This is a genomic window from Dyadobacter sp. SG02, from assembly GCF_900109045.1.
Classification (GTDB): Bacteria; Bacteroidota; Bacteroidia; order Cytophagales; family Spirosomataceae; genus Dyadobacter.
On the sequence record NZ_FNYL01000011.1, the window covers coordinates 20,037 to 33,427 of the forward strand.

Consider the following 13,391-nt stretch of genomic DNA (forward strand, 5'->3'; position numbering starts at 1 on the left):
AAGCATTTCGCCAATCGCTAAAAGCTCATTACGATGACGTTCGAATTAACCCAGCTATACGTAGATCATATTCAGGAACTGATTGAAAAAGAGGACTCTGCGGCCATCCGGTCGGAAATGGAGAATCTTTTTCCCGCGGACATTACCAGCCTTTTGTACGAGCTGGAAACAGAAAGCGCGAAATTCCTGGTCAACCAGCTGAATCTTGAAACCGGCGCGGCTATCCTTGCAGATATGGACCGGGGTGAACGCCGCGACTTTTTGAAGGCATTTACATCCGAAGAAGTATCCAAATTCGTCAACCTGTTCGATTCCGATGACGCCGTGGATTTGCTCAACGAGCAACCTATCCGCGTACGCGAGGAGGTGATCGCATTGCTCGAAGACCGCGAACAGGCCCGGTTTATCCTCGACCTACTGCATTACGACGAGGATGTGGCGGGCGGTTTGATGCAGAAGGAGCTTGTGAAAGCGAATGTCAACTGGACCGTAAATCAGTGCATTGAAGAGCTCCGTACGCAGGCGGAGGACGTAGAAAAGGTTTACGCAGTGTACGTAGTCGACGATTTTGGCAAACTACTGGGCATTCTTTCGCTGAAAAGAATCGTATTGGCACACAAGAATACGAAAATCGAGAGCTTGTACGACAAGGACGTCATTTTCGTGGAAACCTATCGTCCCGCCGAAGAAGTGGCGGAGCTCATGCGGCGTTATGACCTCGACGCCTTACCGGTCGTGAATGTCCAGGGCAAACTCCTGGGCCGCATTACGATCGATGACATCGTGGACGTGATCACGGATCAGGCCAGTTCGGATACCCTTGCGATGGCCGGTATTACCGGGGATGTGGAGGAAGACGACAGCATCTGGCAACAAACCAGGGCGCGTCTGCCGTGGTTGCTCGTGGGTATGATGGGCGGAATCCTGGCTGCAAAGTTTATCAGCTTTTTTGAGGGTGATCTCAAAATCATCCCGGCAATGGCCGCATTCATCCCTATTATTGGTTCAACCGGAGGAAACGTGGGAATTCAGACGTCCTCCATTATTCTGCAAGGCCTCGCGGATAAAACTGGGATCGATACTACGTTGGGGCAGCGTTTGATCAGGATGTTCGCCGTCGCGTTTATCAATGGGATCATTATCAGCGCTATTGTCTTCGGTTTTAATATGCTGATCGGAAATGAGCTGCAACTGGCGCTGGTCGTTTCGATCGCATTGATGTCCGTGGTGTTCCTGGCTTCGTTTATGGGTACTTTAACGCCCATTGTGCTCGAAAAGATCGGCATTAATCCCGCCGTGGCGTCGGGGCCATTCATTACCACAGCCAACGATTTGATCGGTTATGGCGTTTATTTCGGCCTTGCACATTTGTTGTTGAGGTTGTAACCCGAACGTTGCTAGCATTCGCTCAGACTAATCGGGATATTCACTGCAAGCCCGCCTTCGGAAGTTTCCTTATACCGGGTATTCATATCCAATGCGGTTTGCCACATCGTTTTGACCACATTATCAAGCGAAACTTTCGCATTTTCCGGATTGCTTTGCAATGCGAGTTGCGACGCGGTGATCGCCTTGATAGCGCCCATGGTATTTCGCTCAATGCACGGGATTTGTACCAGTCCGGCCACCGGATCACAAGTGAGTCCGAGGTGATGTTCCATCGCAATTTCTGCGGCCATTAAGCATTGCTCGACAGTCCCGCCGGAAACCTGCGTGAGCCCGGCCGCCGCCATTGCCGAAGATACCCCGATCTCCGCCTGGCAACCACCCATAGCCGCCGAAATTGTCGCACCTTTCTTAAAAATGCTTCCGATTTCACCCGCCGTGAGGAGAAACCTGAAAATATCCTCTTCGCTCCCGCCGCAAAACGTCACATGAAATTGCAGTACCGCCGGTATCACCCCTGCCGCACCATTGGTAGGAGCCGTCACCACACGACTGTATGATGCATTCTGCTCATTCACCGCCAGTGCGAAGCAACTGACCCAATCCAACGTATAATTAAAACCCGAGCCGCTGCTTCTGATCAGTTCGATCCATTCGTCGCAGCCAGCGCAGGCGTGGCCTTTTAACAATTTTTGGTTTAAATCGGCCGCTCGCCGTTTCACATTCAAACCGCCCGGCAATACGCCTTTATGTTGGCAACCAAGGAAAATACTGTCCTGCATGACCCGCCAGATATTCAGCACGTCCTTTCGAATAGCGGCATCGTCCTTCCAGACCCGCTCATTTTCCAGCACAATTTCCCAGATCGCCTTACCCGTAACCCGGTGCCATTCCAGCAAATCCGAAGCATGATCGACAGGGTAAGGTATTTCCGAAGACAAAGCACCAGCCGCCGCCTCCCGGCCTTCCTGGACTACAAAACCACCGCCAATCGAATAGTACGTTTCTTCGAGCACCTGCCCGTCCAGGCAAACAGCCGTAAAAGCTACCCCATTCGGATGAAACGGTAGCGACTCCGTTTTGTGAAATACGACGTCTGTTTTAGGATTAAAATGAATTTGCATTTCCCCGCGCAGGCGGATTGTTTCGCTGGCTGCTATATCCGCCAGAATGCGGTCGATCGAATCCGTTTGGATCGTCACTGGATCGTAACCACTTAAACCAAGAATAACGGCAATATCGGTGCCGTGCCCCTTGCCTGTTTTCGCGAGTGAGCCGTACAGATGTACCGTCACTTTTTCAACCGCCGCCAGCAAGCCTTTATCTTTCACCACAATCAAAAACTGCTGCGCTGCCCGCCACGGGCCTAGTGTATGAGAGCTGGACGGGCCGATGCCTATCTTGAAAATATCGAAAACGGAAATGCGTTCGGATGTCATGAAATGGGGATGATCGGAAAGAAGTTACTTCCTGGCCTTACGGTTGAGAAGTTCGGGTGGTAGCGGTGCGTTTTTTAGCATTTCTCTTGCTTTCGCTGTCTTTTCAGGGAACAGATCGATATCTACATACTTATCTAGTTCCGGGTTATACGTGCCAATATCAGCATCGGAAGTGTCCATCTTCTCCAAGATTCGTCTCACCATTTTTACAATTTCCATAATTTCAAAACAATTTTGATACAAGAAATGCTTCGTAATTTACATTTTTTTCGAAAGGATGCCATGCTCCACGCCAATATCCCCACACTTCATAGGCTTTACTTATGACGACAAAGTTGTTGCTGATAATAATCCTGTACAACCTCTGTCGAGCCGCTGTACTTCCCGTAAAAAATACAGAAACCTCCGGATTCTTTGTCAGAAATTTCGCTGTAATTTCAATGACAGTTGATAAGACCATTTCCATATCTCCATTATCAGTTATAACCTGATCATCAAAGTCGGAACCGTCGTCGTTACAGTCTCCGAAGCCCAAATTCGCTATGTCGCTCCGAACCATGTGAAACTTGACCATTTTAGTAACCTTTCCATGCCTTCCCATGCTGGCGAATAAGTAGACCTCGCGCGGGATGGCATATTCAAATTCGTAATGTGGTCTTTCCATTAATGAACAAGTGTGTGTTACTAAATCTTGCAACCTTTACATACTAAGCGCACAGTATTTCGATTTACCCACGAAAAGTGCAACCGGCCAAATCCATTGAACTAACGGCTTTTCACTCACTATTCAGCCCTTTTTCGGAGAATACCCTTTACTTTTGCCTTACTCAAAAATCAATAAACAATTAACATGATTGCAGTAATCCAGCGCGTGAGCAGCGCTTCCGTGACCATTGAAGGAAAGGTGAAAGGTGAAATCAAAACGGGCTTTATGGTGCTGCTCGGCATTACGCATTCCGATTTGCCGGAAGACATTGAATGGCTGGGAAAGAAGATTATCGGGCTCCGGGTATTTAATGATGAAGAAGGCAAAATGAACCTGGATTTGAAAACGGTCAATGGTGACATTCTGCTGATCAGCCAGTTCACATTGCACGCAAGCACCAAAAAGGGGAACCGTCCTTCGTTCATCGAAGCGGCGAAGCCCAATATCGCCATCCCGATGTATGAAAAGATGATAGCGTTTTTGGGGGAGGAACTAGGAAAGCCTATTCAGACAGGTGAATTCGGCGCAGATATGAAGGTGTCACTCTTAAACGACGGTCCCGTCACAATCGTTATCGACTCGAAAAACAGGATATAGTTTTTAATCTCCGCAGCTATTTGTCTAGTTTAAATAGGCCACAATACCTGACTATTCCTGACATTCACTCATTCAATCATTCAATCATTCAATCATTCAATATAATGACCATCCACGAAGCACAAGATCGCGTTGATCAATGGATTAAAACCTACGGGGTAAGGTATTTTTCAGAATTGACCAACATGACAATCCTGACCGAAGAAGTCGGTGAGCTCGCGCGCATTATGGCGCGTACATACGGGGACCAGTCATTTAAAAAATCGGACTTAGGAAAAGACCTGGGCGATGAAATGGCCGATGTGCTCTGGGTACTGATCTGCCTCGCCAACCAAACGGGCATTAACCTCACCGAAGCATTTGAGAAGAACCTGGCCAAGAAAACGGACCGCGATAAGGACCGTCATAAGCAGAACGAGAAACTGCAATAGCCTGTAAACAGAACAAGCCCGGAAACCCGGGCCTGCTCTGTTATCTATTTTTCCGAAATGATAATATTACATATCCAGTAACAGACGCATCGGATCTTCGAGCAACTGCTTCACGCGAACGAGGAAGCTTACCGAATCCTTACCGTCTATCGTACGGTGGTCGTACGACAACGCCACGTACATGATCGGGCGAACGACGATCTGACCATCCACTACAACCGGACGCTCTACGATATTATGCATACCGAGGATCGCAGATTGCGGTGCATTGATGATCGGCGTCGATAGCATTGAACCGAATGTACCACCGTTAGTAATTGTGAAGGTACCGCCGGACATTTCGTCAAGGCCCAGTTTACCATCACGTGCACGAACCGCCAGACGAACGATTTCCTTTTCGATGGCCGCAAACGAAAGTGTTTCAGCATTGCGGATAACCGGTACTACCAGTCCGCGCGGCGTAGAAACAGCTACCGAAATATCAGCGAAGTCGTTGTAAACCAGCTCTTCGCCATCGATCTGGGCATTGATAACCGGGAAGTCTTTCAATGCAACGGTTACCGCCTTCACGAAGAACGACATGAAGCCGAGGCCTACTTCGTGTTTTTCTTTGAATTTATCCTTGAATTTAGAACGCAAATCCATCACCGGCTTCATATCCACCTCGTTGAACGTGGTAAGCATAGCCGTTTCATTTTTCACCGCTACAAGGCGACGTGCGATGGTTTTACGCAGCGAGGACATTTTCTCGCGACGTGATGCGCGAGCGCCAGCCGGGACCGGAGCAGCAGCAGGGGTCGAAGCGGCAGCCGGTTTCGCTGGTGCGGGAGCCGCAGCCGGTGCAGCTTTTTCAGCCTTCAACGCATCGTCTTTCATAATTTTGCCTCCCGAGCCGGAACCGTTTACATCTTTCGGATCGATTCCTTTTTCCGCCAGGATTTTGGCAGCCACAGGCGATGCGTGCTTCTCGCTATAAGCCTTATCGGCCTGAGCGGCGGCAGGAGCTGTTGATTGTGGAGCAGCGGGTGCCGCGGCAGGAGCGCCGGTTGTTACCGCGATGGTGCAAATCACTGCGCCGATCGACAGCGTATCACCTTCTTTTCCTACAATTGTCAATATACCCGCAGCTTCCGCCGGGAGTTCGAATGTCGCTTTATCGGATTCCAGTTCGCAGAGGATTTCATCCACAGTCACATAGTCGCCATCTTTTTTGCTCCAAGAAGCGATGGTTACCTCGCTGATAGACTCTCCTACCGCAGGGACTTTCATTTCATAAACCTGGCCCGTTGCAGCAGGTGCTGCGGCAGCCGATGCTGCGGCAGCCGGGGCTTCTGCTTTTGCAGGTTCAGCCGGTGCGGCCGCCGGAGCTGGTGCAGCAGCAGCTTCCGCCTTTGGAGCAGTTTCCTTCGGAGCTGCGCCATTAGCCGCTTCGATGGTCGCGATCAGGTCTCCGATATTCAACGTATCGCCTTCCTGCGCTTTAATATGCAATATACCTTCTGCTTCCGCGGTGAGTTCAAATGTCGCTTTGTCCGAATCCAACCCGCAGATCACCTCGTCCATCTTCACAAAATCGCCATCATTTTTGAACCAGTTTCCTATCGTAACCTCGGTAATCGACTCGCCAACGGGCGGTACTTTTATTTCAATTTCAGCCATTTTATGTGCAATCTTGTTATCGAATTAAGTCAAAAATTATAGGAATATCATTCAAAAGCCCTGTTGATGATCTCCGCCTGTTCCTTCGTATGGATTTTCGAGAAACCTGTCGAAGGCGAAGCGCTCGGTTCGCGGGCGATTACCTGCAATGGCTTCACGCCTTTGTACATGCGAAGCATGAATGTCCAGCCACCCATGTTGAACGGCTCTTCCTGTACCCAATAAACACTTGTATTTTCGTATTGGCTCAGGTGTGCGTCGATCTGCGATTGCGGGAACGGATGCATTTGTTCCAGACGAATGATGGCTACATCGTCGCGTTTGTCGGCCTGCTGTTTTTCGTACAGTTCGTAGTACAGCTTACCCGTACACAGCAACACTTTTTTCACTTTCTTCGGATCTGCATAAGTATCTCCGATCGTTTCCTGGAATGAACCGCTTACGAGGCTATCCAGTGGGGAAACGCAAAGCGGGTGGCGCAGCATCGATTTCGGCGACATCACGATCAGAGGCTTACGGAACGGGAACTTCAACTGCCTGCGGAGCAAGTGGAAGAAGTTGGCCGGCGTAGTTACGTTCGCTACGATGAGGTTATAGTTTGCCGAAAGTTGCAGGTAACGCTCCGGTCGTGCATTGGAATGCTCCGGTCCCTGGCCTTCGTAGCCGTGTGGCAACAACATTACCAGACCTGTCCAGCGGTCCCATTTGGTTTCGCTGGATGTTACAAACTGGTCGATGATCACCTGCGTACCGTTGGCAAAATCTCCAAACTGCGCTTCCCAAATTACCAGTGCATTCGGGTTAGCCATCGAATAACCGAATTCAAAACCTAGTACCCCATACTCAGAAAGCAAAGAGTTGTAGATCATGAACTGGCCCTGGCCGTCCTGAATGTGCTGCAAGCTGTTGTAAGCCGCATTGGTTTCTACATCGCGCAATACCGCGTGGCGGTGCGAGAATGTACCGCGCTGCACGTCCTGGCCGCTCAAACGGACGATATTACCTTCCGCAAGGATCGAACCATACGCGAGCAACTCGGCCGTAGCCCAGTTAACTTCCTTTTTATCGAAGATCATTTGCTCACGGTCTTTGAGCAATTTGTCGATCTGTTTCAGTCTGTTGAAATTCTCAGGCGTGCTGATCAGCGCTTTACCGATCTTTTCGAGCACATCCTGAGGCACACCGGTTTCCGGCGATTTCTCAAAATCTTCCGGTTTCGATTTACGCAGAGTATGCCATTCCTGTTCCAATTTCGGCATGGTGTATGGCAATGCTTTCTGCTTCACCATGTCAAGACGTTCCTGCAACAGTTGCTTGAACTCTTTGTCCATATTAGCCGCCAGCTGCGCATCCACATCACCGCGTTCCGCCAGTGTTTTTTGGTAGATTTCGCGTGGGTTCTGATGGTTCTCGATGGATTTATAGAGAACCGGCTGCGTGAATTTAGGTTCGTCCGCCTCGTTGTGTCCATGACGACGGTAGCAAACCATATCAATAAAAATGTCTTTGTTGAATTTCTGACGGTATTCCACCGCAAGGCGCATACAGTATACCACTGCCTCAGGATCATCGCCATTGACGTGCAATACAGGCGCATCTACGATCTTGGCAATATCCGTACAGTATATCGACGAACGCGCGTCGGTGAAGTCGGTGGTGAAACCAACCTGGTTGTTGATCACGAAATGGATGGTACCACCGGTGTAGTAGCCATTCAGGGCCGACATCTGGGTTACTTCGTAAACAATCCCCTGACCAGCCACTGCCGCATCGCCATGGATCAATACCGGCAATACACGGTCGTAGTCGCTATCGTACATACCATCGGCGCGGGCGCGGATGTAACCTTCCACTACCGGGTTCACCGCTTCGAGGTGAGATGGGTTCGGGGCAAGTTTCAGGTGTACGTTGTTACCATCTTTCGTGGTGATCTGGCTTGCAAAACCCATGTGGTATTTCACGTCACCGTCTCCCCAAACCTGGTCGGGCAGGTTACCTTCGAACTCGTTGAAAATCTGTCCGTAGGTTTTCTGCATGATATTCGCGAGCACGTTCAGACGGCCGCGGTGCGCCATACCGATCATCACTTCCACCACGCCCATTTCGGCGGCTTTGTTGATCATCGCGTCGAGCGCGGGGATCGTCGTTTCGCCGCCTTCCAGCGAGAAGCGCTTCTGACCGAGGTATTTGGTGTGCAGGAAGTTTTCAAAAACAACCGCCTCGTTCAGTTTGGAAAGAATGTGCTTTTTCTCATCGATCGAGAAAGACATCGTCAATGCTTCCTTCTCGATTTTCTTGCGCAACCAGCTTTTCTGCTCGCGGTCGCGGATGTAAAGGTATTCAAAACCGATATTTCTTGCATAGATCGTCTGCAATGCATCCACGATCTCACGCAAGGTGGCCGGACGATCAAAGACCTCAACACCAGCTTCAAAAACGGTATCGAGGTCTTCGGGTCCCAGATTAAAATCAGCAATGTCCAATTGCGGGCGACGGTCTTTCCTTTTCTGGATCGGGTTCGTAGTCGCCAGAAGGTGTCCCCTCGACCTATATCCACGGATCAAATGCACCACTTCCATTTCTTTACGAATGCGTGCAGGGTCCGTTTTCCCGACTACCGCAGCTTCTTTGCCATTGGCAGCACCATTAGCACGTCCGTTGCCGTTAACCGGATATTTTTGATAAAAATCATAACCTTCAAAAAACTTTTGCCAGCCTTCATCTACGGATGCTGGATCTTGCTTATAGGAATTGTACAATTCATCGATATAAGCGGCGTCGGAATTTGCTATATAAGTGTATTTATCCATCACAAAAGTGAGTATTTCATTTACGGCACAAAGGTACGAGAGTTATGTAAAGATTACGAATAAAAATATCCTTTTAACTTAACCTGAAAGTCGATTTGGATTGGTTCTTGACATTAGTATTTCTGAAAACCTTTGGGATTCGGAATAAATTTCAGCATGAGCTCGTGAATCCCTTTCGGCCCTGTGTACGATGTGTAAATCTGTTCCACCTGCCGCGTGCTGTAAAAATACCCCAGTCGTACGTTTCTTCCCAACTGAACCTCAGCGGTTAACTGCAAATAATCCACTTTTGCAGATAAAGAATTGTACCCGCCGCCTACCCGGTAAGACGCGCCCAACCCCACCTTCTCCCTGAACCAGAACCGCGAGCCAAAGTCAAATCGCAGTTTGTGGTCTTTTTCCTGGATAAACAATACGTGCGGCAGCATCATCACATCCTCGCTCAGCTGATGGCTTCCACCGGCGGTAATGTAAAGCGGCCGACGATATAACGTTCCTAGAAGCTGGTCGCCGAATTTCTGCGAAAGTAATTCCGGTTTGGAAATCCCGAAATACAATTTGTCCGAACGCAGCCAGGCACCAAGCCCGAAACTGCCCAACGCACGGTTATTACTGATGAAGGCTCCATCCGAAACCGGCAGCACATTGATCCCGCCCTGCGCTCCGAGACCCAGTTTCCAGGTGTCCGACAGGCCGAGGTGAAATGCAAATGAGCCGACGAACCCGGTCGTCGTGAAGTAACTCGTCTGGTCGTTCAGTGCCTGAAAACCTATTCCAAACTTGCCGTTGGCTATGGTTCCGTCGGCAGCGAAGGTTTGGCTGGTGGGCGAATTGGGGATATTGAACCACTTTCTGCGAAAAATCGCAGTCATATTGAAGTCCTCGCGCGCACCCGTGAAACCGGGGTTGATCGACATCGGGTTTTGAACGTATTGTTCGTAGAGCACTTCCCGCTGCGCCGTAGCCACACCGAGGCTGCCTATCAACAATGTGCCCGCAAGAAAAAACTTTCTCGAATAGTGATGTGTGTTTTTCAAAAACATAGCACTGAAATTGGGTTATTGTAAACAAAAATGGCAGGAGAGCGATTCTCTTGCCATCTTTTATAACACTTGAATATTGTTTTTTTACTCCTAAATCAGATCAAAAATCGTAACCTAATGTTACGTAAGGAATTGGCTTGTTCGTATACCCGTTATCAACTCCCCAGGCGTAATCGAATTTGGCATAGAAACCGAACAGCGTCGTTCTTACACCGGCGCCGTAGCCCATCAGGTAAGGGTTTTTGTAGTTGGTAACCGTCGCGCGGAATGGCTCGTCTTCGCTCCCGATAATCTGGGTGTTCAGGCTGTTGTTTTCACTGAACGGCCCTTTACCAGTCCATGCAGTACCAATGTCGCCGAAGCCGACGATCTGGAAGTTGCGCAGGAAGCTGGAAGTAATCGCGCCGCGGTAAAGGTATTTGACAAGCGGGATTCTCAATTCCGCATTTAGCAACATATAGCTGGTACCCGACAGTCTGTTGAGTTTAAAACCACGCAGGTTTGTCGCGAAATCTGCGAAGAAAATATCACGGTTATCGCGCTGGAAGTTGAGCGGATTGTCGCCACTGCGATTTTCTTTACGGTTACCGAGCCAGTTTTCCATACCACCAAGGATATTCTGCTTAGGCGCCCGCCCACCCGAATGGCTGGCTGCCGCGCGCACGGCGAGAATCAGGTCGCGGTGGATTTTCTGGTAGTGACGGAAGTCCAGGCTTACCCGGTTGAAACTCTCATTTCCATTGGTCAAACCCTGGTACAAGTCGTAACGCAGCTTGAAGCGCGTTCCTTCCATCATGTTCATCCCGTTCACCCGGGTGTTGTCGAATACAAATTCGCTGCGCACGCCTCCGTAATTTGAAGACAAATCCGGGTTAGGCAGCAGCACGTCGATCATCCGCGTAGAAGTGAACATCGGCGACACCGATAAGCGGCTTGTAGTCGAGAACGGATACGAGGCCGTAAACATCAGCTGATTGAAACGGTATTTCTGGATCAACCCCTCCGAATCGTTGTAGAGCGTCTTTCTGTCGACGCGCAGACCAAAATCCACGCGGTACGTATTGTTGTTGTATTCGGCAAACAAATCGCTGTTTCGGAAATTCGAAGAAATGAAAAGCCCGGCCTTGATGACGTGGTTTTCGAGCAAGTCGTTCATCGAAATGGATTGTGCATAGCCAAATCCTCTGATCGGGTCGATGCGCCAGTCGGAGCTTGCGTCATTGGTGATAAACAGTCCTTTATAATTGTACGGGCCTTTGATCGCAATGTTTTCACGAACGGCCTTTGTGCGCGAAGCTATGCCAGGTGTGGTAGGGAAGCTTCCGCGGTTCCTTCTCGATTCAAAAGATTTCAGAATATCTTCGTCGAACTCGTAGTTATCGGTATCAACCTCGCCTTCCTTCAAAGTCAGCTTTTTCTCCTGACCAACTTGTGTCGCTTTGGCAGCCGAATCAGTCTTCACCGCATTGGTTGCGGCGCCATTGCCGGGATTGCCCGCGCTTGCTACGCTTAGCGACGGCGGATTTACCGTTGCATTGATATCAAAGCCGTTCTTGAAAGCGGCGGTATAGTATCCGTCATTCAAATAGGTATAGGCCAATGCGCCGCCCGCAGCTTTCAGGTTCACATCCGCATTACGGATGTTCTGAATGTAGTTGGTCAGTTGCGAACTGGTTTGCGAAGCACGATTGTATTTGTAAAGGTTATTGACACCCTTGCCGTTGGACAGGTAAACAATATCGTTTTCGTCAGCATACACCGGCGTCACTTTCGCCTTTCCCTCCGACTCCACCAGTTTGATGATATTTTCCGATCGCGGCGTTCCGTCGTGTTCAAAAATGGTATACGAAGGCGCGATGGACTTGAAACTGCCCTTATCTCCCCTACCCAGCGAGTCGACTGGTCTGTTGGAAGAGAACACGACGCGTCGCGAAGAACCTTGTATGAAACGCGGCGACAGATCGTCGTAAAGGTCGTTGGTCAGCGGCAATGCGGAAGCCCTGGCTACGCTGATCAGGAAAATATCATTCTGACCGGCCTTATCCGCACTCACGGCGAGCATCGAACCATCATGCGACACGTCCATATCCACGATCTGGTCCAGCCCGCGGATATTCCGCTTCGTTTTAACCTTAATCTTCTTCGTACCTACATTTTCGTACCTGTACAGGTTCTTTTTATCATTTTCGTTGGCAAGAATTGTCAACTCATTGTTTCTCGACCAGCCTAAAAGTGGCGGCTGTGTTTTCATACGCCCTCCGATAATGTCAAGCTTGCCCTGGCGTATGATTTTTTTAGAACCAGACTCACTATCAAATAAATACACACGGTAACGCCCGTTTTTGATCTCGCTCACCGCTGTGAATTTCTTGTCCGGCGAAACTTTGATCACCGCACTGGCGTCGGTCACATTGAATTCGTTCAGCTTGTATTTCCAGGTCGGATTGGGATCTGAATAGAATTGCTCTGCATTCTTGGTCTGGTTCAGGTAATAGGCCCGCCAGTCGCGCAGGAAGCGGTTGTAGGATTGTACGCCGAGCGTGCTGGTAATACTGGTCTGCTCGGTGCGGATAATGCGGGTAAGGTTGAGAATGTCGGAAATCTTGTCCTTTCCGTAACGCTCAGCAATGTAGTTCCAGATCGAATGCCCGATCAGCGTCGCGTCGTCGCCCGTCATCAGCGTAGGCTTGCGGACATTACGGTTTTTGAAGAAATCACGCATGTAGTCGTTCAATTCCGGCGACCATCCTTCTGCAATGTAAGCCGCCGTTCCCGACATGAACCATTCAGGTAACGTCAGTAGCAATGAGCTTTGCAAAGCCTCTTTCATATTACCGCCATAGAGCATGTCGTACACGAAAAGAAGACTGATATCCCGTACAAGCTTCTTGCGGAAACCGATCTGGTCGCCCGTATACGCTACCTCCACGCGCGATTGCGAGAGGTTCAGTTTCTGGTCCGAGAGGTTATCCAGCACCGAAAGGCCCATATTGCTCTGTTCGAGCTCCGCGGGCGAGTTATAAAGGAATATTTTTACGCGGTTATAGGGTGTCCAGCCGAGAACGTCGGTGATTTTATCGAACTCGCTTTCTGCATATTGTGCCGTCAGCTTTGCGAGCGCGGTACCGCCCTGGTAATGATAGATTTCGAAGTTGGTGGTACGGAAAATCTTCCAGTTGAACTTCTTATACTGGACCCGGTTCTTTCCAAAAGTCTCCTGTGAAGGATAGCGCTGTGCTATTGAGTCGTTGAATAATCCAAAAACTACTAAAAGACCGATCGAAAAGGTTAATGTGTAAATATATCTTCTGCTCATATTG

At 49.5% G+C, this 13,391-nt stretch carries 10 protein-coding genes; 3 read left to right on the plus strand and 7 right to left on the minus strand.

Features of this window, described 5'->3' with window-relative positions; translation table 11 throughout:
- Window positions 1–33 precede the first annotated feature (33 nt).
- Window positions 34–1,386 (plus strand): magnesium transporter, encoded by a 1,353-nt coding sequence (gene mgtE / locus BMW93_RS23680; protein ID WP_090382197.1) that lies wholly within the window; start codon window positions 34–36, stop codon window positions 1,384–1,386.
- Window positions 1,387–1,397: 11 nt separating this feature from the next.
- Here mgtE and BMW93_RS23685 read toward each other — a convergent pair whose 3' ends face one another.
- Genes BMW93_RS23685 through BMW93_RS23695 form a run of 3 tightly spaced genes read right to left on the minus strand, consistent with a single transcriptional unit; the run spans window position 1,398 to window position 3,489 of the window.
- Entirely contained in the window at window positions 1,398–2,825 is a 1,428-nt protein-coding gene (locus tag BMW93_RS23685) for an L-serine ammonia-lyase (RefSeq protein WP_090382199.1), read from the minus strand.
- A 24-nt stretch (window positions 2,826–2,849) separates the two neighbouring features.
- Complete coding sequence (locus BMW93_RS23690) at window positions 2,850–3,044, minus strand: hypothetical protein (RefSeq protein ID WP_090382202.1); 195 nt, start codon at window positions 3,042–3,044, stop codon at window positions 2,850–2,852.
- A 4-nt stretch (window positions 3,045–3,048) separates the two neighbouring features.
- Window positions 3,049–3,489, minus strand: coding sequence for a DUF6934 family protein (locus tag BMW93_RS23695; protein WP_090382205.1), 441 nt, complete (start codon window positions 3,487–3,489; stop codon window positions 3,049–3,051).
- Between the two features lie 186 nt (window positions 3,490–3,675).
- On the opposite strand from BMW93_RS23695, the gene dtd reads away from it, so the two are divergent.
- On the plus strand, window positions 3,676–4,128 hold the full coding sequence (gene dtd / locus BMW93_RS23700) for a D-aminoacyl-tRNA deacylase (protein WP_090382208.1): 453 nt from the start codon (window positions 3,676–3,678) through the stop codon (window positions 4,126–4,128).
- A gap of 104 nt (window positions 4,129–4,232) precedes the next feature.
- Window positions 4,233–4,559, plus strand: coding sequence for a nucleotide pyrophosphohydrolase (locus tag BMW93_RS23705; protein WP_090382211.1), 327 nt, complete (start codon window positions 4,233–4,235; stop codon window positions 4,557–4,559).
- Window positions 4,560–4,625: 66 nt separating this feature from the next.
- Here BMW93_RS23705 and odhB read toward each other — a convergent pair whose 3' ends face one another.
- The 4 genes from odhB to BMW93_RS23725 all read right to left on the minus strand — a co-directional run bounded on the left by odhB (window position 4,626) and on the right by BMW93_RS23725 (window position 13,387).
- A complete protein-coding gene (odhB, locus tag BMW93_RS23710; RefSeq protein WP_090382214.1) occupies window positions 4,626–6,218 on the minus strand; it encodes a 2-oxoglutarate dehydrogenase complex dihydrolipoyllysine-residue succinyltransferase in 1,593 nt (530 codons plus the stop codon).
- A gap of 47 nt (window positions 6,219–6,265) precedes the next feature.
- On the minus strand, window positions 6,266–9,028 hold the full coding sequence (locus BMW93_RS23715; protein WP_090382217.1) for a 2-oxoglutarate dehydrogenase E1 component: 2,763 nt from the start codon (window positions 9,026–9,028) through the stop codon (window positions 6,266–6,268).
- Window positions 9,029–9,141: 113 nt separating this feature from the next.
- The gene (locus BMW93_RS23720; RefSeq protein WP_090382219.1) at window positions 9,142–10,071 is read right to left on the minus strand and encodes a PorP/SprF family type IX secretion system membrane protein; all 930 of its coding nucleotides are present in this window, start codon (window positions 10,069–10,071) and stop codon (window positions 9,142–9,144) included.
- 100 nt (window positions 10,072–10,171) lie between these two features.
- Window positions 10,172–13,387 (minus strand): hypothetical protein, encoded by a 3,216-nt coding sequence (locus tag BMW93_RS23725; RefSeq protein ID WP_090382222.1) that lies wholly within the window; start codon window positions 13,385–13,387, stop codon window positions 10,172–10,174.
- Window positions 13,388–13,391 lie beyond the last annotated feature (4 nt).